Source organism: Streptomyces sp. NPDC002467 (assembly GCF_042889825.1).
GTDB lineage: Bacteria > Actinomycetota > Actinomycetes > Streptomycetales > Streptomycetaceae > Streptomyces.
The window spans coordinates 504988-527949 of record NZ_JBIARJ010000003.1 but is presented as its reverse complement, the minus strand read 5'-3'; the positions used below and the strand labels follow the sequence as shown (position 1 = coordinate 527949).

28 protein-coding genes and 1 pseudogene are annotated in these 22962 nt (G+C 71.2%); 15 read left to right on the top strand and 14 right to left on the bottom strand.

Annotated elements, in window-relative coordinates:
- Positions 1–770: 770 nt before the first annotated feature.
- The 3 genes from ACFYYJ_RS08975 (at position 771) to ACFYYJ_RS08965 (ending at position 2293) form a co-directional block, all read left to right on the top strand.
- Complete coding sequence (locus ACFYYJ_RS08975; RefSeq protein ID WP_385127336.1) at positions 771–1169, top strand: STAS domain-containing protein; 399 nt, start codon at positions 771–773, stop codon at positions 1167–1169.
- A 248-nt stretch (positions 1170–1417) separates the two neighbouring features.
- Positions 1418–1744 carry a DUF4288 domain-containing protein gene (locus ACFYYJ_RS08970; RefSeq protein ID WP_389130167.1) on the top strand — a complete coding sequence of 109 codons (327 nt, stop codon included), beginning with the start codon at positions 1418–1420 and terminating at the stop codon, positions 1742–1744.
- A gap of 141 nt (positions 1745–1885) precedes the next feature.
- Positions 1886–2293: a hypothetical protein gene (locus ACFYYJ_RS08965; RefSeq protein WP_389130165.1), complete on the top strand. Its 408-nt coding sequence runs from the start codon at positions 1886–1888 to the stop codon at positions 2291–2293.
- 237 nt (positions 2294–2530) lie between these two features.
- On the opposite strand, the gene ACFYYJ_RS08960 is transcribed toward ACFYYJ_RS08965, so the two are convergent.
- The gene (locus ACFYYJ_RS08960) at positions 2531–3055 is read right to left on the bottom strand and encodes a transposase (protein WP_389130163.1); all 525 of its coding nucleotides are present in this window, start codon (positions 3053–3055) and stop codon (positions 2531–2533) included.
- A gap of 265 nt (positions 3056–3320) precedes the next feature.
- On the opposite strand from ACFYYJ_RS08960, the gene ACFYYJ_RS08955 reads away from it, so the two are divergent.
- The gene (locus ACFYYJ_RS08955) at positions 3321–3500 is read left to right on the top strand and encodes a hypothetical protein (protein WP_385127309.1); all 180 of its coding nucleotides are present in this window, start codon (positions 3321–3323) and stop codon (positions 3498–3500) included.
- 275 nt (positions 3501–3775) lie between these two features.
- A complete protein-coding gene (locus ACFYYJ_RS08950) occupies positions 3776–3949 on the top strand; it encodes a CsbD family protein (protein WP_389130161.1) in 174 nt (57 codons plus the stop codon).
- Positions 3950–4021: 72 nt separating this feature from the next.
- Here ACFYYJ_RS08950 and ACFYYJ_RS08945 read toward each other — a convergent pair whose 3' ends face one another.
- The 3 genes from ACFYYJ_RS08945 to ACFYYJ_RS08935 all read right to left on the bottom strand — a co-directional run bounded on the left by ACFYYJ_RS08945 (position 4022) and on the right by ACFYYJ_RS08935 (position 5449).
- Positions 4022–4426 carry a DUF2267 domain-containing protein gene (locus ACFYYJ_RS08945; protein ID WP_389130159.1) on the bottom strand — a complete coding sequence of 135 codons (405 nt, stop codon included), beginning with the start codon at positions 4424–4426 and terminating at the stop codon, positions 4022–4024.
- Positions 4427–4515: 89 nt separating this feature from the next.
- Positions 4516–4911 (bottom strand): DUF2267 domain-containing protein, encoded by a 396-nt coding sequence (locus ACFYYJ_RS08940; RefSeq protein ID WP_389130157.1) that lies wholly within the window; start codon positions 4909–4911, stop codon positions 4516–4518.
- A 106-nt stretch (positions 4912–5017) separates the two neighbouring features.
- Complete coding sequence (locus ACFYYJ_RS08935) at positions 5018–5449, bottom strand: Hsp20/alpha crystallin family protein (RefSeq protein WP_389130154.1); 432 nt, start codon at positions 5447–5449, stop codon at positions 5018–5020.
- A 129-nt stretch (positions 5450–5578) separates the two neighbouring features.
- Here ACFYYJ_RS08935 and ACFYYJ_RS08930 point away from each other — a divergent pair, with 129 nt between their 5' ends.
- The gene (locus ACFYYJ_RS08930; RefSeq protein ID WP_389130152.1) at positions 5579–6250 is read left to right on the top strand and encodes an HSP18 transcriptional regulator; all 672 of its coding nucleotides are present in this window, start codon (positions 5579–5581) and stop codon (positions 6248–6250) included.
- Positions 6251–7302: 1052 nt separating this feature from the next.
- Complete coding sequence (locus tag ACFYYJ_RS08925) at positions 7303–8046, top strand: SDR family NAD(P)-dependent oxidoreductase (protein ID WP_389130150.1); 744 nt, start codon at positions 7303–7305, stop codon at positions 8044–8046.
- 548 nt (positions 8047–8594) lie between these two features.
- On the opposite strand, the gene ACFYYJ_RS08920 is transcribed toward ACFYYJ_RS08925, so the two are convergent.
- Both ACFYYJ_RS08920 and ACFYYJ_RS08915 read right to left on the bottom strand, forming a co-directional pair.
- Entirely contained in the window at positions 8595–8870 is a 276-nt protein-coding gene (locus tag ACFYYJ_RS08920) for an isoamylase early set domain-containing protein (protein WP_385127317.1), read from the bottom strand.
- A 357-nt stretch (positions 8871–9227) separates the two neighbouring features.
- Complete coding sequence (locus ACFYYJ_RS08915) at positions 9228–9833, bottom strand: dihydrofolate reductase family protein (protein ID WP_389130147.1); 606 nt, start codon at positions 9831–9833, stop codon at positions 9228–9230.
- A gap of 722 nt (positions 9834–10555) precedes the next feature.
- Between ACFYYJ_RS08915 and ACFYYJ_RS08910 the strand changes: the two genes are divergently transcribed.
- Positions 10556–10906 (top strand): hypothetical protein, encoded by a 351-nt coding sequence (locus tag ACFYYJ_RS08910; RefSeq protein ID WP_389130144.1) that lies wholly within the window; start codon positions 10556–10558, stop codon positions 10904–10906.
- A 29-nt stretch (positions 10907–10935) separates the two neighbouring features.
- Here the strand turns inward: ACFYYJ_RS08910 and ACFYYJ_RS08905 are convergent, their stop codons facing one another.
- Positions 10936–11829: a YihY/virulence factor BrkB family protein gene (locus ACFYYJ_RS08905; protein WP_389130510.1), complete on the bottom strand. Its 894-nt coding sequence runs from the start codon at positions 11827–11829 to the stop codon at positions 10936–10938.
- 93 nt (positions 11830–11922) lie between these two features.
- On the opposite strand from ACFYYJ_RS08905, the gene ACFYYJ_RS08900 reads away from it, so the two are divergent.
- The 4 genes from ACFYYJ_RS08900 to ACFYYJ_RS08885 all read left to right on the top strand — a co-directional run bounded on the left by ACFYYJ_RS08900 (position 11923) and on the right by ACFYYJ_RS08885 (position 14133).
- On the top strand, positions 11923–12483 hold the full coding sequence (locus ACFYYJ_RS08900) for a VanZ family protein (RefSeq protein ID WP_389130141.1): 561 nt from the start codon (positions 11923–11925) through the stop codon (positions 12481–12483).
- 193 nt (positions 12484–12676) lie between these two features.
- Positions 12677–12976: a serine hydrolase gene (locus ACFYYJ_RS08895; RefSeq protein ID WP_385365388.1), complete on the top strand. Its 300-nt coding sequence runs from the start codon at positions 12677–12679 to the stop codon at positions 12974–12976.
- Positions 12897–13424, top strand: coding sequence for a serine hydrolase (locus tag ACFYYJ_RS08890; RefSeq protein WP_389130138.1), 528 nt, complete (start codon positions 12897–12899; stop codon positions 13422–13424). Before ACFYYJ_RS08895 ends, ACFYYJ_RS08890 begins: the two co-directional genes overlap by 80 nt.
- A 403-nt stretch (positions 13425–13827) precedes the next feature.
- On the top strand, positions 13828–14133 hold the full coding sequence (locus ACFYYJ_RS08885) for an ATP-binding protein (protein WP_389130135.1): 306 nt from the start codon (positions 13828–13830) through the stop codon (positions 14131–14133).
- A 38-nt stretch (positions 14134–14171) separates the two neighbouring features.
- On the opposite strand, the gene ACFYYJ_RS08880 is transcribed toward ACFYYJ_RS08885, so the two are convergent.
- From ACFYYJ_RS08880 to ACFYYJ_RS08855, 6 genes are all read right to left on the bottom strand, one after another.
- Positions 14172–14618, bottom strand: coding sequence for a hypothetical protein (locus ACFYYJ_RS08880; RefSeq protein WP_389130132.1), 447 nt, complete (start codon positions 14616–14618; stop codon positions 14172–14174).
- A gap of 166 nt (positions 14619–14784) precedes the next feature.
- Positions 14785–15498 carry a phosphatase PAP2 family protein gene (locus ACFYYJ_RS08875; RefSeq protein WP_389130507.1) on the bottom strand — a complete coding sequence of 238 codons (714 nt, stop codon included), beginning with the start codon at positions 15496–15498 and terminating at the stop codon, positions 14785–14787.
- A 157-nt stretch (positions 15499–15655) separates the two neighbouring features.
- Positions 15656–16636, bottom strand: coding sequence for a YihY/virulence factor BrkB family protein (locus tag ACFYYJ_RS08870; protein WP_389130129.1), 981 nt, complete (start codon positions 16634–16636; stop codon positions 15656–15658).
- 5 nt (positions 16637–16641) lie between these two features.
- Positions 16642–18474: a diacylglycerol kinase family protein gene (locus ACFYYJ_RS08865; protein WP_389130126.1), complete on the bottom strand. Its 1833-nt coding sequence runs from the start codon at positions 18472–18474 to the stop codon at positions 16642–16644.
- Positions 18475–18560: 86 nt separating this feature from the next.
- Positions 18561–18701, bottom strand: coding sequence for a hypothetical protein (locus tag ACFYYJ_RS08860; RefSeq protein ID WP_389130123.1), 141 nt, complete (start codon positions 18699–18701; stop codon positions 18561–18563).
- Between the two features lie 181 nt (positions 18702–18882).
- A complete protein-coding gene (locus tag ACFYYJ_RS08855; protein WP_389130120.1) occupies positions 18883–19257 on the bottom strand; it encodes a carboxymuconolactone decarboxylase family protein in 375 nt (124 codons plus the stop codon).
- Between the two features lie 204 nt (positions 19258–19461).
- Between ACFYYJ_RS08855 and ACFYYJ_RS08850 the strand changes: the two are divergent.
- The 3 genes and pseudogenes from ACFYYJ_RS08850 to ACFYYJ_RS08840 form a co-directional block, all read left to right on the top strand.
- A pseudogene (locus ACFYYJ_RS08850) lies at positions 19462–19596 on the top strand (LysR family transcriptional regulator); the annotation flags it as partial.
- 366 nt (positions 19597–19962) lie between these two features.
- Positions 19963–20556: a GNAT family N-acetyltransferase gene (locus tag ACFYYJ_RS08845; RefSeq protein ID WP_389130117.1), complete on the top strand. Its 594-nt coding sequence runs from the start codon at positions 19963–19965 to the stop codon at positions 20554–20556.
- 516 nt (positions 20557–21072) lie between these two features.
- Positions 21073–21435: a PRC-barrel domain containing protein gene (locus ACFYYJ_RS08840; protein WP_384729578.1), complete on the top strand. Its 363-nt coding sequence runs from the start codon at positions 21073–21075 to the stop codon at positions 21433–21435.
- Positions 21436–22013: 578 nt separating this feature from the next.
- Here the strand turns inward: ACFYYJ_RS08840 and ACFYYJ_RS08835 are convergent.
- Entirely contained in the window at positions 22014–22871 is an 858-nt protein-coding gene (locus tag ACFYYJ_RS08835) for a patatin-like phospholipase family protein (protein ID WP_389130113.1), read from the bottom strand.
- Between the last annotated feature and the right edge of the window lie 91 nt (positions 22872–22962).

The window sequence follows — 22962 nt, the reverse complement described above, 5'->3', positions numbered from 1 at the left end:
ATGCTCTGCCGCCGACCGCGGCAGAGGCCCTGCCAACCCGGTCCCCCCGCCCCGTCGTCGTCCGCAAGCCCCACCAACCCTCCAGGCGGACCGTCCGTGTGTGCGCCGCACCCCGTCCACCAGCCAACACTCCGGCCTCCTCCCCGTGGGGCACCTCTCCCGACGCGCTGCCGGCGCGAGCACATGCGCCTACGGGGCCCGGTCGCCGCCGCGGCCAGCGGGCGGATCCGCGCCGCCGCTCTCAGCGGCCTGGGGCCGCGGGATGGTCCACCCGGTGCCGACCTTCACCGGGAGGGTAGGTCGCGGTGCCGGTACACGTCGTCTCGGGATGCCGGGCGGGCCATCAGGTCGCCCCTTCTGTCGCCGTTGACGTCATTCGGGACGTATCGTTCGGTGCCGCTCCCGATCGCGGAAGATGCACCGATGAGCAGTGAGAACGCGTCCGAGGCCGAGCCCGGTGAGGAAGCCGAGCCGCAGCCGTCGAGGGTGGTGGATGACCGGCCGATCGACGAGTTGGTGTCCCGCCACGGGGAATGGTGTCCACCTCCTACGCAAGGCATCCCCCAGCAGCCGGCCAAGGCAGGTCCCGCCCCCGGTCCACCGCTGACAAGAACTCTCCGGCCAACAGGCCTGCCCCGTCCCGATCAAAACCCCTCCCAGCCTGGTACCGGCACTTCAGCGCGCCGCGCACCAGCACAACCCCATACCGCGCCAGGATGGGGCCCCGTGGGTACGGAGCCTGCGGGGACGGGAGCAGAACCTTGATCGACGTGGACGTCCAGCACTGCGGCAGCCAGATTCTGATCAGCGCCCAAGGAGAGCTCGACGAAGGGGCTGGAGAAGTACTCCAGCGCGCGCTGGACCACGTGACCCTGGTGGAGCACGACCTCCTGGTGGACCTGCACGCTGTCACGGCCATGGACGTCAACGGCCTGCTCCACCTCTTGGTCCTGCACCGGCGCGCAGAACACATGCACCTACGGGTCCGGGTCACCGGCTGGCAACCCCAGCCCCAGCAGTGCATGGCGACCGTCGCAGGCATCCCCGGGGCCAGAGCGGGCACCGCCGAGCGCTACACCCTCGCAGGGTTCCGCCGACTCCTCGAGCAGAAGGCACAACGCGCACAGGAACACTTCGACGCCGCCGACGACTGGCTCCCCCGCGTCTGAACTCCACCTGCCATGGCGGCTCAGCACCGAGCAACACGTCAGCCTGTCGTGCTCCCCGGGTACACGGAGCACGTATGTCGGCGACTGCTTCCGCCGGTAGAACCCCACATCGGCATCCAGAGGCAGTCGCGTCACCAGCCGGCCCGGGGGGCTTCGTCCAGGGTCTCGGCGACGGTGAAGACGTCCGTGGTCTCGGTCCCCTCCAGCAGGGCGCTGAACGACAACCGCTTCAAGAAATTGCCGGGACCATGACCACTTACATCGCTGTCCTGCCGTGTGAGACCTCGGCCGACAGCAACGATCACGCTCCGCTCTACCAGGAAAGCTTCGTCCTGCTGACCGCGGCCGACGAGGCGCGGGCCCGCGAGAAGGCCGAAGTGCACGGCAAGGGCCTGGAGACGAGCTACGAGAACGAAGCCGGCGAGTTGATCACCTGGCGGCCGCGGCATGTCGTCGACGTCGGTGAGGTGCTCGACGAGCGCCTCACCGACGGCTCGGAGCTGTACGCACGGCACTTCAGGAACTACGCCGCCTACTGCTGCTTCGAACCGCTCCTCTCGGGGGAGCAGCCCTGACGTACCCGCAGGGCTGGGCGCTCAGCGTCAACGTGCGTGTGTCTCCGGCTTTCCAGGGCATACGGGAAGCCATGGTGCGGGGTGCGACAGCAGCGCCCCAAACCCCTGGCAGTCGGCCGCACGCCGTGGGATCCTCCGCAGGTGACCGACGCAGCTGGTGGGGATACGACCTCTGGACGACCGGACGACCGCACCGCGTCCGCCTTGCGCTTCGCGACGGAACTCGTCGCGTGGGTGACCACCCCCTGGGCCCTGGCCGACCACTCATGGCTGCTCGCCGCCCTATCCGTGGTGGCCCTGATCGGCCTTCCGACGTTGTTCTCCACCCCAGGGGACAAGGCCAACGTAATCATCGCGGTGCCGGGCTGGGCCACGATCCTGCTGGTGCTGCTCCAGCTCGCCGCGGCCGTTGTCGCTTCGTGGCTGGTCTGGCCCGCCTGGGCGGCGGTTCCCGTGACCCTGCTCGCCGCTGCCACACTCGTCACGGAGCGTCCGCGCTGGCGGTGGCTGCTCTCCGCGAACCGACTGCATCGCTCAGCCGCCGGCTGAAGCGCTCATACTGTCCTGTGCCGGCGATTCCCGATGCGGTCTGTCAAGCCGCGAGGACGGTCGGCGGTGTGAGCTCGTAGCACCGTCCGTCGCGGAGGAGGGCCGGGCCCAGAGGACGTTGACGCGGCGACGGGCGAGCGCGAGGACGGCCTGCGCGTGCCGCTTGTCCTCGGCGCGCTTGCGGTCGTAGAACCGGCGGGATTCCTCGGACCGTCGGCTGCTGAACAACGCGGAGGTTCAGAGCACGCGCCGGAGCCGGCGGTTGTAGCGTTGCGGGCGTCGCAAGTCGCCGCTGATCTTGCCGGAGTCGCCTGGGACTGGGGCGACTCCGCCGAAGCCGGCGAGACGGTCGGGGGTGCCGAAGACGGCCATGTCGCCGCCGGTGGCGGCCGGGAACTCGGCGCCGAGGATGATGCCGAGGCCGGGCATGCTGGTGATCACTTCGAAGTGGCGGTGGTCGCGAAACCGGGCCTCGATGACCTTGTCGAGCTCGGCGACCTGCTCGTTGACGACCAGCACCACTTTCTCCGGAGTGAGCACCATCCGGGCGGTCAGCTTCTCCCCGGGCAGGCTGGTGTGCTGCCGTTCGGCGGCCTCGACCGCGGTCTCGGCGAGCCGTTCGGCGCGGAGAACCTTTCGGTTCCGCAGCCAGGTCTCCAGGCGCTTGGCGCCGGGCCGGCGGATGGGCGCGGAGGTCTGGTAGCCGGTCAGCTGGGCCCGGAGGCGGTTGACGGTGCGGGTGCGGTCGGCGACGAGATCCATGAGCCGACCGGTGAGGATCTCGAGGTCCGTGACGGTTCCATCGCCGGTGCGTCATGGGTGTGGGTCACGGCGGATGCGGACCTGGTCGGAGACGACGGCGGCGTCCTTCGCATCGGCCTTGCCTTCAACGCGTAGCTCTCGGAGGCGCGGTGGATGGCGCGGCCGGAGATGTAGTGGACCTGGTCGTGGTTGAGGCGGATCGGGATGGCCAGGACGGCTCCGCCGTCGGCCCTATCGATTCCCCAGGTCAGGTCCTGCCTTCTCCGTGACCGAGACCGGATACCGCGGCAGGCGCAGCGTCATCACCATCGTCCTGATCAAGGACCCCAAGGCCTTCCAGACCGCCTTCAAGGCCGAGACCGACGCCAAGTGCGGCGGGAACCCGAACCAAGGATCGTCGTCGGCCAGGACTTCGCCATGGGATCCGAGAGCTCGGACGCCATGAGCGCCCTGCTCCGGCCCGAAGCCGGCCTGCTCATGGTCAACTGCCACCCCGACTCCTCGCCGTCGAACCCTGGAGTGCACTCTGCTTGGCCCCAGTACAACGGAGCAGGGCAGGGGCGCGCGAGGACGCGATGGAAAGCGGCGCGTGTGGGCGGGGTCTGACCGGTCCCGGCCGCAATCGGGTGCCGGATGTGGTCCCCCGTGCGTTTAGCAGGGGACCCATCGGTCATACGGGGCTCTGCAAGTCCTTTCCGATCGAGCAGGGAGTGATCAGCTGTGTCTGGTGAGCAGAAGGCCAAGGCGAAGGGCGAGCAGGCCAAGGGCAAGCTGAAGGAGACCGCCGGCCGCCTGACGGGCAATGAGCGGAGGGCTGCCGAGGGCCGTACGGATCAGGCCAGGGGTGATGCGCGTGAGGCCAAGGAGAAGATCAAGGGCGTCTTCAAGCACTGACCCTCACGCCCTCAGGGCCGGGACCGCGGCGCGGTCCCGGCCCTGAGGCATGCCGGCGCGGCGTCGGCCGGGTCAGGTGGCGGGCTGGGGCTGGCGCAGTTCTGCCTGGCCGAAGAGGAGGGCGTAGCCGTCGGGGAGTTGGGTGAGGATGCGGGCGAGGAGGTCGGGGCCTGCCAGGCGGGTGACGACGGCGAGTACGGCGCCGGTGTCCCAGCGGGCGGTGGCCGGGGTGGCGCCGGTGCGGGCGGCCAGGTCCTTGACGAAGCCCCAGCCGGTGCGGTGTTCGGTGTCGGGGATCTGGGCGGTGAGGGTGAGGGCGGCTTCGAAGGGGAGGCATTGGGCGAGGCCGACGCGTTCGTCGCCGGTGACCTGGCGGCCGAGGGCGGCCAGGACCTGGTGGACGGCTTCTTCGGCGCGTTCGCGGGTGGGGTAGGCGCCCTCGTAGCGCACGCGTTCCAGCATCTGGTCGAACGTCATGACGGGCTGGGGCGGGTTCACTCGAGGCTGGTCGTACACGGCTGCGGTTGCCTTTCTGTGCGAAGGATCCGACCTCGGGCCGGGAGTGGTCAGGTGGGTTCGGGGTGGCCGAAGAGGAGGTCGTAGCCGGGCGGGAGCTGCAGCAGGATCTCGCGGGTGAGGGCGTCGCCCGCGGAGTCGGCCGCGGTGGACAGGACCGCACTGATGTCCCACAGAGCCGTCTTCTCGGTGGCGCCTTCGATCCAGGCCGCGGTCGCGCGGACGAACCGCTGCGGTGACAGAGGTTCCGCGGCCTGCAGCGGGTTCAGGAGGATCAGGGCGTAGGTCTCGGGGAGCCGGGCGGCGAGCTCGGCCCGCACGGTGCCGACCAGGTGTGCGCCCAGCAGGGCCAGGACGATGCGGGCGGCTCGTTCGGCTGCTTCGGCGGTTCGGTACTCGCCGCGTTCTTGGACACAAGCCAGGAACGACTCCCTGCGCATCGACATCGACATCACCTCCGCGACGGGGTGAGGAAGGTCAGGGGGGGCGGAGGGCGGGTGCCGGAGGGGGATCGGGGCGTCCCGCCCTCCGCGTCCGGCTGGTCCGGGTGGTTCAGCCGGAGATCTGCTTGCGGCCGGACTCGCCGATGCTGATCTTGCGGGGCTTGGCGCGCTCGGCGATCGGGATCCGCAGGGTGAGGACGCCCGCCTCGTAGTCGGCCTCGATGCGCTCGGTGTCGAGGGTGTCGGCCAGCACGACCTGGCGGGAGAAGACACCGAGGGGCCGCTCGGAGAGTTCCATCTGCACGCTGTCGGCCTTCGCAGCGGGCCGGCGCTCGGCCTTGACGGTCAGCATGTTCCGCTCGACGTCGATGTCGATCGCCTCGGTGCTCACGCCGGGAAGGTCGAAGGCGATCACGTACGCGTCGCCCTCGCGGTAGGCGTCCATCGGCATGACCGACGGCTTCGACCAGGTCCCCGACGTACCCGACAGCTGCTGGACGATCCGGTCCATCTCGCGGAACGGGTCGGTGCGCATCAACATCGCGAAACACCTCCAGTTGGTTCAGGCAGAAACTGCCAATGCGCTTCAACGTGCTCCCGTTGTAGCATGTCATCGAAACGATGACAAGCAAGACGTCATCTGGAGGATGACAAGACGACGGAGCGTGCCGTGACCCCAGCAGACCCACTGAACACACCCGTGCCCTTCCATGCCGCCGCAGCGGCACTGGTAGCCATCAACGAGTCCGTGAAGAACGCGCAGCAGTCGTCAACGGGAACGCCGCCGACTGCCACGCCGCCCACAGCCGAGGGCGGCCCGCACCCGGCCCTGGCCGCACTGATGGTGCTGCGGGAGGTCCGCGAACAGCTCGCCGGCTGGGAAAGCGCCCTCATCGAGACCGCCCGCGCACAGGGCGCGAGCTGGGCCGAGCTCGCAGGCCCCCTCGGCGTCGCCAGCCGCCAGGCCGCCGAGCGCCGCTACCTGCGCCTGCGCCCCGGCACTGCGGGAAGCACCGGCGAGGAACGCGTCCAGGCAACCCGCGACTCACGCGCCGCCGACCGGACCGTCACCACGTGGGCCCGGGACAACGCAGCCGACCTGCGCCGCCTCGCCGGACAGGTCACCTCTCTCGCCGGACTGCCCGCCACCGCACAAGGGGCCGTCGGCGACCTGAACACGGCCCTCACCGACAACGACGCCGCCCGCCTCGTCCAGCCCCTCACCGACAGCCGCCCCCACCTACAACGCCCCGAAGACGCCGAGCTCGCCGACCGCATCGACGCCATGACCCGCCACACCCAGCAGCTCCGCCAGGACACCCACGACCAGCGCAACAGGTAGTCCCAGCCCGACGAGAACCCCTCCGCGCCCACTAGTGCGCCACCAATGCTCTCTTCCCCGACCGGTACCTGACCCGCCCGGCGGCGGCCCGCTCCGGCGGGGTTGCCGGGCCGGCCTGCACCTGTAAGCCCTGACGAGCAGCACGGGCCGGTCCGTGCCACGGTGGCAGGACGACGAGAAGGTCCACGCACGCGGGGCCCGGCCGGTTCGTGAGCCCCGGCCGGGCCCCGCCCTGGAGCCGGTCCCCCCTCGCCGGCGTCACCGTTGCGGACCCCGGTCCGGGACCCCGGTCCACGTCGGCAGCCAGGTGTTCGAACACGGCGGAGCGGGTGCACCCAAATCTTCGGCACCTGCCCGTACCCGTCCTGTTCTGAGACCGGCCGTATCCAACCGCACAAGGGGGTGATCGCCTTGTTCCCAGTGCAAGGTCCCCGACTACCGCCCCGGCCACCGCGGCCGGCACTGGACCCCACCTCCGGTAACGCTTCCGAACCCCGCGGCTCCCGCCGCGTGGGGTGCCGGTCACCTGTCAGTGCCCGAGGGCTCGCTTGAGTTCCACCCTGTCCACTTCGAAGCGGCCCGTGATGTTGCCGACGCTCCGCACACCTCCTCCTACCATCGGCCCCACCGAGGACGGAGCGGAACCGTCCTCAGTCACCACTCGTCCCCGGCGATCCGCGCCGTCTGCGGCAACGCGGGATCCGGGCAGTGATCCCGCAGCCCGCCGACCGGGCCGCGAACCGCAAGCGGCTGGAGCGCCGTGGTGACCGTCCACCGGACTCCACGAACGGGACCCGCGCGATCGCCCCCGGCGGGGCCCGTCCCTCCTGTGTGTCAGGCCTTCCTGCGGGCCGTCCTGTACAGCTCGGCGGTCAGGCGGCGACCAGCAGCGCGGCGCGTCCTGACCGCCCCCTGAAGGCCACGGCCACTCGGGCGGAACTCGACGGCTCTCCGCTTCGTGCGAGGGCCGTCCGCCCCGCTCATGCCAGGATGCGGACCACACCCGCCCCACGGCGCACGCAATGGCAGCTCCTGCCTCCACGAGGAGACCCGTGACCCACACGACCCGCCGGATTCTGGTGACCGGTTCCGCCGACGGCTTGGGACGCGCCGCGGCGCAGTCGCTGCTGTCGGCGGGACACGAGGTGGTGGTACACGTCCGCAACCAGAAACGCGCGGCCGACATCGGGCCACTGCTGGACCAAGGAGCAGGGATCGTGGTGGGCGACTTCGCCGACCGCGACGCCGTACGCCGCATCGCCGCGGAGCTGAACGCCGCACAGCCCCTCCACGCCGTCATCCACAACGCCGGCGTGTGGAGCGGGCCGGCCGTCATGCCCGTCAACATCATCGCGCCGTACCTGCTCACAGCCCTGCTGCCCGCACCACGACGGCTGGTGTACCTGAGCAGTGGCTCGCATTTCGGCGGACACCCGCACTCCTCGCTGGCCGGCATCGACTGGCGCGGCGAACACGCGGGGTCGTACGCGGACAGCAAGCTGTTCGTCACGGCTCTCGCCGCCGCGGTGGCCCGTCTGCGCCCCGGTGTGATGAGCAATGCCGTGGATCCGGGCTGGGTGCCGACGAGAATGGGAGGCCCGAACGCGCCCGACGACCTCGAACTAGGCCACCGGACGCAGGAGTGGCTGGCGTCGAGCGACGATCCCCAGGCCCTGACGAGTGGCGGGTACTGGTACCACCGTCAGCGGCAGGAACCACATGAAGCAGTCCACGACCACGTGTTCCAGGACCGCCTGCTGCACGCACTGGCCCACGAGACGGGAGTTCATCTTTGAACCGACGCGCCCAACAGGGCGCCAGCAGAATCCGACCGCAGGGCCCGCCCGGCCCCTGCGGGCGGCGCGCGGGGCACCATGTGGCCTGGCCGCCCCGAAAGGAGCCCGAACCGGCATCCCCCCACCTTGCTGCACCTCGGCACGGAGCAGCCTTCCCGCCAACCCCCTCCCCGGGTGCAGGAAGCACTCAGGGAGAGGGTCCCGCCTCGGTCCGGCGCCTCGCCACTCCACGAAGTCGGGTTCGGTGAGGTCCACGTCCTCCGCGTTCTCCACCGGCCACCGTGAGGAGAACGAGGATGCCGGGCGGTGCGCGACGCCGTCGTAGCGCACCCGGCGCCATCCCTGCCCGTCGGGTGAGTGGACGATCAGTTTGGCGACCCGGCCGCGTCCGAACGGGTGACGCACGGCCCGTGAGGCAGATCGCGGCCTCTCACATACCCGCACTGAGGTCTTCGGCGGCCTTGGCCACTGGGGACGCGGCGGGGCCGTGCCCCGACATCGCGAGGGCGTCCGGCCGTGTGGTGCCGGCGGCGGGAGCCAGATTCCAGTCAGGTGTGGAGCCGGCTGTTGGGCCCCTCCAGATCGCCGGCGCCTTCGTCGTTGAACCAGTAGTCCCCGGCGGCCAGATACCGGAACAAGTGGACACTCTCCCTTGGCAGAGCCACCATGACCGCGCGCCGGCCGTCCTTACGGAGCTGGAGGGTGTGGACACCCGGCTGCCAGTCGTTGAAGTCACCCACCACACTGACCGGCCCTGCCGGAGTGTCCGCGGGAAGGATGAAGGTGACCTCGGTGCGGTCCTTCTTCAGCGTGCGCTCCAGCATGGGCAGGACTCCTGACGGCAGCGGATGGATGCTCTGCCCATCGTCCGGGGCAGACGCCCCGCCCGCACGCCGACCGACCTCCCTGTAGCGGAGCGTCAGTCGCCTAGGAGCCCCTCCCCACCGAAGTGGAACGCGCCGACCGCGACCGCGCCGACATCGGCTGGGCCGATCAATTCCTGCGCGTCATCGAGCAGGCGCGTGCCACGGACGCCACCGCCCTTTGGGCGTGTCCCGGTTTCCGGCTCACCGCGTCATGCGGGTTGCGACTCAGCACCGTAGTCGGCCGGTTCGGCCGTGTAGCGCGCTCGGCTCGCGAGGCTCTGCCCGAGTATGCGCCCAGCGGCGGACGGGGCGGCGTCAGGCACGGACGCCGAGTGGCGGGTGCTCGAGCACACTGGGCTTGTACTCGACCAGCTGGATGCGGCCGTCGAAGGTACGGTGCTCGATCATCTCAAGGGCAACGTCCGGATAGCCGTCATAGATGCGCTCTTCGCCCGTGGCCCCGGTGATCACCGGGAACATCACGACCCGGAAGCGGTCGACGAGCCCCGCTCGCAGCAGGGACCGGCACAGACTGAGGCTGCCGATCGTACTGAGGAGCCCCGCGCCACTCGACTTCATGGCGCGGACCGCCTTGACGGCATCGTCGCGGACGAGCGTGGAGTTGGCCCACGTCAGTGGCTCCTCGAGTGAGGATGAGAACACCACCTTGGACGCTTGCGTGAGCTCGTCGACGGACGCCTCTTCTTCGGGCCTGAACTCGTCTTGGCCAGGCGGGACCTCGCCTGCGGCGAACCCCGACATGAGGCGGTAGGTGTTCGCTCCCATCAGGTAGGTGGCCTCGGGCTGCTTGCTGAGCCATGCGAGGTACTCCGGGCCCTCGAGGCCCCAGAACCCAGGCCACCCCTCTCCCGATGCGTGGCCGTCGAGGGAGGTGATGAAGTCGACGAGAAGCTCCGACATGGCGTGTCCTTTCCTGGGGTGACACGAGCTTGGACCGGCCGGGAGCCACAGACTCATCGGCCGCGCTGTCGGGTAACGAGAAACCATGAGGCTGCAGCCGATCAGCTCAGCGGAGTACCACCCGCGAACGGCCTGGGCCAACCGTCACGCTCAGCCGGGCCAAGTACAAACGCTCAGGGGCCAACTGAATCGCTCAGTCACGGGTGTGACCGAGCGCGCTCGTCTCTGAGCGGCGCAGCCCACCGGCGGGCTACGGCCCTGGACAACCGGGACCAGGCCGTCCACCCCGAGGCCTTGGCCGCCGCGGTGGACTCCAACGCCGCCTACGACGCCGTCTTCACCTCCTGGACCGGCATGGCCACCCTCTGGCTCTCCCGCTGCGTCACCCTGCGCGGCGAGCGCCGCCTGACCGGCGTCCGCGTCACCGACCCCGACGACCTCCACGACGGCGTGCGCAAGGCGTTCAAGACCCCGGGGCCCGTCCTGCTCGACGTACTGACCAACCAAGACGAGGTCGCCGGTCCAGCGAAGCCGACCGTCGGCCAGGCCTGGGGGGCTTCGCCGTCGCCACGGCCACGGAGATCTTCCCCGGCGGAGCGGGCTGACGGGCCGTGTCGCGGCCCGGCGCGCGTGATCCGGGCATTGCCGGGTACCCGCGCATCACACAGCCGAACGCCGACAACTCGCTGTCGAGAAGGCGTACTTCAAGGAGAGGCATCGCCATGACGCTGATACCGCACGCCAACCACAAATCCGTCCCCGGTCCGGCGGAGCTCCGGGGGCGCTTCATACGCGCCACCGGCCGGCTCAGGGAAACGGCCGTGCACCTCGGGCGTCTCATGGAGGACAAGACACCCGATCCCGTCCGCGCCGGGGCGCTCCGGACGGCGACGCGCGTTCGGGACACCGCCGCCCGCGCCGGACGGCTCACCGGGCACCGCAACCTCGCCTCCGCCAAGGCCAGGGCCGGCCGCGCCGCGACCCTGGCACGGGCCAACCGCACCGCGCTGGCCACCGTCGCCGGCGTCCTGACGGCCGCCGTGCTCGCCCGCCGCGCCCGCCGGATGAAGTAACGGCCCCGGGGCGGCCGGGCCGCAGGGCCTCAAGCCCGCACCCCGGCCGCCGGCCGCCGCGCCCTTTCCGCGTTGAACTGGGCGCCGGTGACCAGCGCGAGATTGGCGAACCAGAGCCAGATCACGAAGACCACGATCCCGGCCAGCGACCCGTACAGCCGGCCGTACGTGTCCAGTTGCGTGTACAGCGTGAAGAGACCCGAGGCGGCCAGCCACAGCAGCGCCGCCAGCACCCCGCCGGGCAGCCCCCGCCGGGTGCCCCGGCTCTGGGCCGGCCCGGTCCGGAACAGGACCAGCACCAGAAGGGTCACCACCACCAGGAGCACCGGCCAGCGCAGGAACGCGACGGCCTCCGCACCGCCCGCCCCCACGGCCCGCGCGGCCCACCGGGCCGGCGGCCCGGACACGACCAGACCCACGGCGCCGACGACGAGCAGCACCAGCAGCAGCGCCGCGTGGACGACGAGGGTGTGCGCGGCACGCAGCGGCCGCCGCGTGTCCGGCACCCGGTGCATCGTGTGCAGGGCGCGGCGGAACACCGCCAGGTAACTGCACGCCGACCACAACGCGCTCACCACTCCGCCGAGCAGCAGGGCCCACATCGAGGAATGCCCCTCGGGGATGGCGCCCAGCGCCTCGCGGAGCACCTGCGCCGACTGCGGGGGCGCGTAGGCGGTCGGGTCGGCGATGAGCCGGTCCCGCCTCGCCCCGCCCAGCAACCCCACGACGGAGACGGCGATGACGAGCGCCGGCAGCAGCGCCAGCAGCGCGTAGTAGGTGAGGGCGGCCGCGTGATCGGCCAGGTTGTCCGTCCACACACGGACGGCCGTGCGCCGCAACTCGGCGCGGGTTCGCGCCGCGAGGCCGCAGGCGGTGGAAGCGGCGGCGGGCGGAGCGCCTCGCCGCGCAGTGGTGCGGGGGATGTCGGTCACCCCGTGCGCGTGCCCTCCCGGGCCCGCGCCCATGCGCCGGCGCGGCCCCGCGTACCGATCCGCCCACCGGGTAGACGCGCCCACATGACGTGGAGCCACGCGCGACGGCGCGACGAAAAGCCGCAGGAAGCGGTCCGACAGGACACCGGTACGAAGAGCAGCCGGGCCCACCCGGCCCACCCGGCCGTACGGGCCCTCGCCATGCTGGCCGCCTTCGCCGGAACCGTCCTGTTCAGCGTGGTCCTGGCCCGGCTGACCCTGGAACCCTCCGCCGCCTCGGCGGACCTGGTGCACGCCAACCTCCGGCCCGGCCGCTCGATCGGCGCCTACTTGGAAGGGGCGTCGACGGTCGAGGCGGCCCGCCAAGTGGGCGGCAACCTGCTGCTGGGCGTTCCGTTCGGCGTGCTCCTGCCCGTCCTGCTGCCGCCCGCCCGCGGGCTGCTGAGGGTCGCCGCGGTGACCGTGTGCCTGATGACGCTGGTGGAACTGATCCAGGGCGCCCTCGTCACCGGACGCGTCTTCGACATCGACGACGTCATCCTCAACACCATCGGGGCACTGCTCGGTTACCTCCTGATCGGCCTGCGGCTGGGCCGCGCCGTGCATCCGCGACGCAGGCACTGGTGGCACCGCCGCGCTTCATGACTCGTGAGTACTGCACAGGCGCGGCGCCCGCCCCGCGCCATGGCGCCCCTGGGGTCGGTTCCTTCGAAATACCCGACCTCGTCGGCAACTCTCCTTCGTATCGGGCTCGCTCCTTCTCAAGTCGCAATGCGCACGCCGGGAATCATCATCACGACGCTGTCGGCGGGTGTTCGTCCGTCCGCATGATTCGGGTATGGACAACGCTCAGAGACTCGGTGCACTCGCTCTGACGTCCGCGGAGCAGCTCGCCCGACGGCACGTCGGTGTCGTGGTCGCCGCCGTCGCCGACGGGCATGTGGGGTTCGCGGGTGCGGGGAACACCGCACGCGGCGGCACCGAAACACCGGGTACCGACACGCTGTTCGAGATCGGTTCGGTCACCAAGACCTTCACCTCGCTCGCCCTCGCCCCGGATGGCGGTCGCCGGCACGGTGGATCTCGACGAGCCGCTTGCCAGTCTCCTCCCCGAAGGCGCAGTCGTACCGTTCCTTGACGGCCAAGAGATCACCGTGCGGCACCTGGCCACCCACATGTCCGGGCTCCCCCGGCTGCCCAAGGGCATGGTGCTGCGGGCCCTGCTGCGCCCCGGTCGGCTCGCCCAGGGACACGACGGCCGGCTCCGCCCCACCCCTCCGTGGAACCTGGCAGATCTCGCCGGGGCGGGAGGCTTGTGGTCGACCGCGGCCGACCTGGCGGCCTACGTACGAGCCCAACTGGACTGTGGTGGTCCCGCCGAGCTCGCGGAAGCGATCCGGCTCTTCCGGCAGGTCGAGCACCGCAGCAACCGTTTCGCCTGGATGCACCTCGGCTGGACGGCCCACCGTCTGCATCCCCGGCAGGGCGCCCGTCTGCAGATCTGGCACAACGGAGGAACCGGCGGCCTCTCCTCCTTCGAACTGCTGCGCACCCTCCGGAACGAGGCCTCCTCCCGCGCGGTCTGAGGTGCACCGGCACCCCGGCCAACGAGCCCTGACCTGCGCGTCATCGAGCACCCGCCGGGGAGGGCCGTGATGCCGCGGACCGATCTGGTTGTTCTCGGGGTTTCGGGGGCGGCCCTGCGGAAACACGCGAAAGGGCCTGAGAAGTACCGATCGCGAGGAGACGAATCACCATGGGGACCATGATTCTGCTGATCGCACCAATGCTGCTCGCCCTCCTGTTGGTGACCCGCCGGGAAGGCCACCGTCCCCGTCACCGGGCCGGGCGTTCCTGACCGACGGAGGCATCGACCGCAGGTGAATCGAGGGTGAGGTGGCACCGTGAAGCTTCGAGCAGTGGATTGGGCGCGGTCGTTCCCCGTGGGCCGAGGACGCCCCTGACACCGTCCGTTCCGTCCTGCTCACGGTGTCCGAACTGGTCACCAACGCACACGTGCACGCTCCCAGTGCCGCCCGGCCCATCCCGACCTGGGACGGATGCTGTCTGCACGTCAGCGTCGCGGACCGCGACCCGCACCTCCCGGCCCCGAGCGACGCCTCGACGCAGGCGACCTCCGGACGGGGCCTCGCCATCGTCGACGCCCTCTCCGACCGGTGGGACGCCCACGCCTTTCGCGGCGGCAAGGCGATCACGGCCTGCTTCCTGCCGCCCGGGGAGCCTTCCCCCCACCCGACAGCGGATGGGGAAGGCTCCCCGCCTCCCGAGGCCTGAGCGGCGGCCCCGCTTCCGGCCGGTTCCCTCCCCCGAACTCAGGTCTGGCACTGCTTCGTGGATGCGGTGGACCAGCCGCTCCAGGACGCTCCGTCGGCGCGGGCATGTACGCGGATCTCGACCTTCACCGGGCCGCACACGCGCGTCGTCGCCCCCACCTCGACGGGGCCGAGGGCCTCGCCCGGCTGAAGGTAGGTGCGGCCGCTGCCTAGTTTCACCCAGTGGCCACCGTCGACGACACGGAAGAACGCTTCGTACGAGATGTTCAATCCCTTCTTTCCCGTGTTCCGTGCCTTGAGGTGTGCCGTGATCTCCCGGGTGATGACCTTTCCGAGGGACCCGCGCTGGGCGCTGATGCAGCCGTTGACGGCCACTCGGCCGGTGGACGTGCCTCCGCCACATGCGATTGCCGCTGCTTGCGCGTTGGCCGGCATGGTCAGCACGGCGAGCGCGGCTGCTGCCAGGATCGTTGCGGTGCGCCTCACGTCTGATGTCCCTTCGGTCCGGCGGTCTTCCTTCTGGAGAGACCATGGCCCGAACGGGCGCCACAAGGGCAGGTGGATTGCGGGCTTTTCACCCGAACAGGCGGCAATGCGATCACCGACATGTCCCCCACGACCTCCAGGCCGCCTTTCTCGTCGATCAGCCCGTTCAGGGACGCTCCGCGGCACCCACCGGCGGCTCCGGGCGTCCGGAGCGGATCTCCGGTTCCAAGCCCTGCGCGGGGGTGGTGCGGCGCCGTCCGACGTCCGCCCGCCAGGCCTCGAAGGCCGCCGTCGTCGCGGTCACCACGGCCAGACCGAGCAGCCAGCCACCCAGCACATCGCTCACCCAGTGCACGCCGAGCGCCACCCGCGTATAGCCGACGCCCACCACCGAGACGGCCGCGAGCGCCCACGGCAGCGGACGCCATGGCCGGGGCACCAGCGGCAGCAGCGCAAGCAGCAGCACCGCGCAGGACGTGGTGGCCGTCATGGCGTGCCCGGAGGGGAAGGAGAACCCGGGCGCCTGGGCGACCGGGTCGGGCAGATGGGGCCTGGCCCGTGCGACCACGTTCTTCAGCAGCAGGCCGAGGAGGCCCCCGACCGTCGCGGTGACGGCCGCCCACAACGCCAGCCGCACCGCACCACGCACGAGGAGCCACACCACCAGCGCCGCCACCAGCAGCCTCATGGCCAGGGGATCCCACACCACGTCGGTCAGGAACTCGAGTACCCGCACCCACGAGGGATGCTCCAATGCGGCCGCGTGCAGCCGCTCGGCCGCCCCCTGGTCAAGCCGGCGCAAGGGCGGCCATCGCGATTCGACCAGCATCAGGGCGAGCGTGAAGGGCACGGAAGCGAGCGTGGCCGCGGCCACCGTCATCAGCAGCCGAGCGCCGAAGCGGGCGTCCGGTCCCGGGCGGCCGGAGACGAGCCGGGCGAGCAGGTGCCCTGGGCGGGTGCGAAGTCGTCGGCGGGTGGAGAGTCGTGCCATGGTCGCCGTGCTCCTCTCGTGGTTTCCCCTGCCGCACGCTTCGCGCTCAGACGCCGGGATCCTCCTTGACCGGCTCCCTCACCCCGGCCCGCACGGCTTCCAGCTGGGCGGCGAAGGCCAGCCCCAGGAAAAGGGCCAACGCGGTCAGGTAGGACCACAGCAACAGCGAGACGAAGGCGCTGAGGGGGCCGTACACGGTGTCGAAGGAGCCACCGGCCCCGACGTACAGGCTCAGTCCCCACGTCGCCAGCAGCCACAACCCCAGGTACACCAGCGCTCCGAAGGCCAACCAGGTGTAACCGGGCTGGGCGCGGCGAGGGGAGAGCTTGAAGATGGCACTGGTGGCGAGGAGGGCCAGCACCACCCCCACGGGCCAGCGCAGTACGTCCCACGCGCGGAGGGTGCCCGCGCCGAGGTCGTACACATCCGCCACGGCGCGGCCCAAGTGGTCGCCGAGGACGGTGACCGCGAAGCTGAGGCCGAGCGGCAGGCCCGCCAGCACGGACATGACCAGACCACGCGTGTACTTGTACAGGAAGGGCCGGTCGCGTTCCGTTCCGTAGATGCGATTGGCGCCGCGCTCCACCTGGCACAGGGCGGTGGTCACGTTCATGACGGCGAACAGCAGGCCGAGCCAGAGGGCGAACTGACTGCCGTCCCCGGTCCGGTGCCTGCTCCGCGCGAGCGCGTCGTCCACCAACTCCCGGCTGGGCCCGCTCACCAGTCTGCGAATCGTCAGTTCCGCCACCCGGCCGATGTCCTCGGTGTGCAGCACGCCGGACAGTCCGATGACGGCGATGGCCATCGGTACGATCGACAGCACCGTCGGCAGGGCGAGCGCCCTGGAGTGACTGAAGCCGTCGGCGTAACGGAACCGGACGAAGGAGTCCCGTACGAGGCTCCAGCCTCCGTAGCGTGACAGTGTGGCCAAGGCCTCCTCCGCGGACAGTTCCTCGCCGTCCACCTCCGGTATTGCCGCCACCGCATCCACGTCACAGCGCTGCGGTACCCGGGTCGCGGTTCCCACGGCAGTCATCCCCCGTCCGAGTCGTGTGTCCGGCCGGCCGGTCCGGTCATGGAGGTCGTACGCGGCTCGTCGGCGCGCCCCGCTCCCCCGGTCACCTCCGTCGTCCGGGCCGTGGGCGTGCGTTGCCGCTCCTCCAGCGCACTTGGCGGCAGCCAGACGCACAGCACGCCGGGCTCCACCTGCGCGCTCAGGCGGGTGCCGGAGCCGATGACGTCACCGTCGAGTTCGCGGGGCTGGGGCCGGGCGAAGCGGATGTCGACGCGTGCGGCGCTGAAGTACTCCAGCGCGCCGCCGGCCACCCTGCCGTACCCCCTTAGGGGACCGGCCGCCGCCCGGCCGGGCAACATGCGCGCCCCGAGGTGTCCTGCGGTCGCGAGCCAGCCGCGGGCGCCCCGCGGGTCGAGCAGCACGACCTCCAGCCGGCCGCTGTCGGGCCGGGCGTCGGGCAGCAGCGGCACGCCTCCCTGCAGGGTGCCGACGTTGCCGATGACGACCATGCGGGCACGGCGCTCCCGTACAGGGCCCTCGTCGAGCCGGATCGACAGACGCATCCTGGGGTCCCGGAGGTGGCGGACGGCCGACAGGACGTACGCGACCCAGCCGGCGCGCTCCTTCACCCGCTCCGAGGCGTCGCCGACCATGGCGGCGTCGATACCTGCTCCCGCCATCACGGTGAACCGGGTGGTCCGCAGCCCGTCGCCGGCCACCCTGCCCATGTCGATCCGAGCCTTCTCCCCCGACAGGGCCGACTCCAGCGCCGCGGCCGGATCTGCGGGCAGCCGCAGGTTGCGGGCCAGCAGGTTGCCGGTGCCGCAGGGGACCACCACGAGCGGGGTCCCGGTGCCGGCCAGCAGCTCGGCGCAGGCGCGCACGGTACCGTCCCCACCGCAGACCACTACGAGCGCGGCGCCCGCGTCTGCCATCAGCTCGGCGAGACCGCCGGAGGCGTGCTCCGCGGAGGTCTCCGTCCACGCCTGTTCGCTGTAGCCGTGGCGACTCAGTACGCCCCTCACGCGACCGGCGAGTTCCGCCCCGCAGCCGTGCGGGTGACGCACCACCACGGCCCGTCGGGCCGCCGGGGCTTCGTCGACGGTGGCAGGAGTGGTGCGGGCGGCCGGAAGCCTGTCCTCGGCGACCGCGCCGAAGAAGCGAGCCGAGGACGGCCGGGGGCGCGGCAGCAGGAACACGTGCGCGACGACGAGCAGGGTGCAGGCCCCGTTGAGCAAGCCGCCCATCACGTCGGACGGGTGGTGCATCCCCCGGTAGAGCCGGGAGAACGCCACGGCAGACGGCACGAGGAGCAGGGAAACGATCACGAGGCACCGCGCCCAACGGCGGGTGCCGCGCAGGTGGAGCGCCGCGATCACGGCGAGACCGCCGAACAGGGCCACCGACGCCCCGACGTGCCCGGAGGGGAAGCTGGAAGTCGGCGGCGCGGCGTCCAGCTGAACGTCCGGACGCGGCCGCTCGACGACGAGGGTGACCAGCAGGAAGACGGCCGACTGCGCGGCCACTGCCACGGCCAGGAACAGCGCCTCCGGCAGCCACCGCCCCCGGGAGAACCCCAGGATCGCGGCGACGGCGACGACGGTCAGCCCGATGATGCTCCGGGTGCCGGCCAACAGGGACACCCAGTCCGAGAACGAGACGGCGAGGACGCCTCGGTGCGCGGCCAGGGCCCGGTTGACGGCGTCTTCTGCCGCCACCGGCCAGTGGTCCGCGAGCGGGCCGGTGACCATCAGCCCCACACCGATCATGAAGGCCGCCTGCACCGGCAGGAACAACAGGACGGACAGCCCGCCGGAACCTCGTCCGACTGTGCCGCTTTCAGGTCTCATTTGACCCCGTGTTACCCGTGCCGGCCGACTCATGCGCGTCCGCCCGTGATCGGAGGACGGAGGCGATGCGCCGAGTCCATGAAGGGTCAGCCGTCGTCACGGCCTACGCGGGTTCGCTCGCGCAGGGAGATGCGGTTGCCGTCCGGGTCCGTCGTCTCGATGCGGACGCCGAAGCCGTAGTCCACTTGCTCCGGCTCGTCGAAGGTCACGCCGCCGTCTCGGAACACCGTGAAGTCCGCGCGCAGATCGTCCCATTCGAGGATGACCGGTCCGGGCCTCGAGCCCGGCTCGGCCGGCTGCGCGTGTCCGCCGCACCCTGGACCACACGGGCCGCGGTGTCCGAACCCCGCTCCCGGCCGGAAGAGCGGGCGTGATGGTCGCCCTGGGTGCATGCGGCCCGACGGGCCGTCAGCAGGATGGGGCCGCCGCACTGGCCGACGTGACGGACGGGACGTGATGGCCGTGCTGTTCGAAGAGCCGGTCGGCGAGAAGGGCGTGGGCGAGGGTACCGCCGGCGCGCACGGAGGCCGTGACAAAAGCGGTCTCGGCGAGTTCCTCGGCCGTGACGCCGTGTCGGCGCGCAGCCGCGGTGTGAACGTCGAGGCAGTACGCGCACTGGGTGACGAGTGCCACCGCCACGGAGATCAGCTCGCGGTAGCGGCGTGGGACGGCGCCGTCCTCGCGGTCCACCGCCTTCTGGAGGGCGAGCCAGGCCTCGAACTCGGGCCTGGCGGCGGCGCCGACGGAGCGGGCGCGGTGGAGGTCGTCAGGATGCGCGTACATGGGTACTCCTTGCGGAAGGCCGTGGGGCGGAGGGGTATCGGGGGATGGACGGGGCAGTTTTGCCCTGGGCAGAGGGTTTGGTCCGGGAACGGCTCCACTTCACCCCGCATCCCGCGGCCGCGTCCAAGACCGATTCCGCAGGAGCGGGGCTGTTGTCGGTATCGTGCCTGCTCATGGACTTGAGGGCGTTGCGCTGTTTTTTTCGTGGCGGTGGCGGAGGAGGGGCACTTCGGCCGGGCCGCCACGCGGCTCCACCTCGCCCAACCGCCCCTCAGCCGCCGGATCCGCGACCTGGAGGCGGACCTGGGGTGCCGCCTGTTCGACCGGATCCCGACGGGTGGGCTACACGTCCTGAGAACGCCATCGGCGGTCTCCTCGCCGGTGCGGGCGTGACTCGTGGTCGCGCTCGCCGTCATCGGTAACGGGCCGTGTCCATGATTGCGGCCGATAGTGGTCGTCTGCGGGCGCACGTGCCTCGTCGAACAGCGCAACGCGAACCAGAGGCCGGCGGATCAGGGCGGCATCGAAAGGTCGGCTCTGCCACGGGACCGTCATCCCAACCAGAAACGGGCACCACGAGCACCCGCTCACACGGAGATCAGAGGTCGATCGGCAAGCTACGCACACGCGGGACGCGACGTCGTTCCTTGCGGGCGGTGCGCAAAATCGATGGTTGCCCGGCTCCGGAGGCCGTAGCATCCGCCCGTGATCGAGAACGAGTGGGAAACAGCGGCCGCGGCGACGGGCCGAGTGCCGTGCCAGCGGGGCAGGACGGTCAGCCTCGCACCGCTCGACGCCGAAGACGCAGAGTTGATGCACGCCTGGCGGTCCGATCCGGTGGCCGCTCACGAAATCGGTTTCTGGCCGCGCTCCCTCGCCTCACTCCGCGAGCGCATGGAGCGCGACAGCGAGGCTCACGACCGGGACGACTTCTTGGTGCTACTCCCTGACGGCACCCCGATCGGCCACATCGCCCTGGTGGACCAGGACGTGGTCGAGGGCACGGCGGAGGTTCACCTGATGTTGGATCCCCGGCACCGGGGGCAGGGCCACGGAACCGACGCGCTGGACGCGTTGACCGATCTCGCCTTCGGGGAACTGCCGATGCAGCGCGTCCAAGCCGTCACCCACACCACCAACACGGCCGCGCTCGCGGTATTGGCCAAGGCCGGATTCGTATCCGAGGGTGTGCGCCGCTCTGCGTGTCTGCACCGCGGGCGCCGCTTCGACGTCGCCGTCCTGTCCCTGCTCCGTGCGGAGTGGGAGGCACTGGAACGCCCGAGGTCCTGGGACCACTGACCGGCGCCCCCGGGACGTCTTGCGTCGACTCCGAGGACCACTCCAGGAGACTGTGTGGCCTCTGCGCGCCTCAACCACAACGGGTAGCGGCCCCCTGGGGCACAGCGCGGCCGCTGCCCCGATGCGCTCTCCGGCTTCGCCGGCGGCGCCACCTACCGGGAAAAGCGGCAGGTGGATCGGCCGCCAGGAACGAAAGAGTGCCCCGCCGGATCTCTGAAGCGGCGTACGGGGCGCGGTCCGTCCTCAAGGCGCGCGTCCACCACGAGATCGCCGTGCGCGCCGACCTCGCCACCCCCTGCCACCCTCGGCCCCGGGAACCGGTGTGCATCGTTCCGCCGATCCGGGGCAGGCGAGCCGCATGGCGACCCACCTGCCCGGCGCAAGCCGCTCACGCCGGCCGTCCGGATCCGGCACGATCCCGCGGCAACTGCACTGGCGCGCGCCCGTGTTGCCCGGCCGGTCCGCTCGGCCTGGGCGTCCGCATACCGACCAGCACCGAGAAGGGAACCCGCACCCGTGAACGACAACATCTGGGCCTACCACCTGACCGTCGCCCACTTCGAGGACAGGGACCTCACCGGTTACAGGGTGGAAGCCCTCGACGGCACCATCGGCAAGGTCGACAAGCATTCGTACGAAACCGACGCCTCCTGGATCGTCGTCGACACCGGCCCCTGGATCTTCGGCAGGGAAGTACTCCTGCCTGCCGGCACGATCACCCGTGTCGACACCACGGAGGAAAGGGTCTACGTCGACCGGACCAGGCAACAGGTCAAGGACGCCCCGGACTTCGTCCGGGAAGAACACCTCGATGACGCCGCATACCACCATGAGGTCGGCGGCTACTGGGGCGACACGGTACGCCGCCAGCAGCAGTGAACGCACCGCCCCCGGAGGGGCGGACCGTCCACGGGGCCGGTCCGCCCCTCCGCCGGTGCCGCGGTCACACGCCTGCGCCGAGGACGCCGCGGACCAGTTCCCGACGCTCTGCAGGTCGCCGACCCGCTCCACCTTGGCAGAGCCTGGGCCGGGCCCGACCAGCTTCCGGTCGGTCGCAGAACGGCTCCGCAGGAACGTCCGAACGCCCCAGCCGGGGCCGGTCGGTGGCGGGTGCCGTCGCGCGGAACAGTCGGTGCACCGCCGGGTGCAGGACAGGACGGAGAATCCCGCCGGCAGCCGCGGAGGCGCCTCATCGGCCGATACGGACCGGGTCGGCCGTGGGGCGCGAGGCACCGTCCGGCCGGGGCCTACTCGTCGCGGTCGAACCGGCGGCACACTCCAGTCTTGTCCGGCGCCTCGCACGCCACCCCGCGCGAGCTCATCCGCCTGTAGAACTGTCCGAGGTACGCGTAGCCTGGCGGGTCACTCCAGGGTGATGCGCAGGCCTGCCGACCCCGAACTGGATCATTCGGTCATCCGGGCCTCGGCGAGACGGCGAGCGGGCCTGCGCGGGGTGCTCACTCGCAGCCGCGGTCCGCGACGGGCCGCCAGTGCGCGCGTAGTTCCTCGGCTGCCGCGCGGGCCTGGGTCTCACCGGCTTGGTAGGCGGCTGCCCAGGCTTCGAGGTCGTGCCGCTCGGAATCGAGCAGGCGCACCATGGCCGCATCAGGAGCCACGAAGTGGGCGTCCTCCGTCACAGGGTGGGGATGGCGGTGGGCGAGCGGATCGATGACCACCACGCTGCGGGCCCCGGCCGCCAGGTCGATGTTGACGCCGTCTCGCAGAGCACCGTCCATGTAGCGGCGGCCGTCTACGGTGACGGGCGGCTCGATCCCGGGGAACGCGCTGGACGCGGCGACCGCGTGCACCAGTGCGACCCCCGCGGCGGCGTCCCACACGATCGGCTCGCCCGTTTCGGCGTCGACGGCCGGGATCAGCAAAGGACGCCGCGGCCAGCTCTCAGCGGTGATCAGTGCGGCGCGCTGGGCGATCGCACGCTTCTCGGCTACCGCGTCAACCGTCTTCAGGGCGATGCGGCCAACCCGCCGACGGGCTTCGGTCGGGTCCAGGGCCGGGTCTCCGAGGACGGCGAACACCGCGCCCATCACGGCCGGATCAGGGCGGCGCGGCACGGACGAGGCATCGGCGGGCCGTCGGGCCGGGAGGGTGGCGAGCCGGCTCGGATCCTGGCCAGTGGCGAGGACCGCGCCGACGATCGCCCCGGCGGAGGTCCCCACGACGAGGTCGGCCTCTCCCAGGTCCAGCCCGAACTCGCGTAACCCCGCTGCCAGTCCGGCCGTCCATGCGGTGCCCAGCCGCCCGCCGGGCCCCAGGACCAGTGCCTGGTCGACGGCTTGCTTGCGGTCGTTCTCCATGGCTGTCCCCCATTACCGAAGCCTTTTCCTCAGATACTGACACAGCGCTGTCAGCGCGGGCCGCTGACGGGGTGCCAGTGCATTTCGGCTG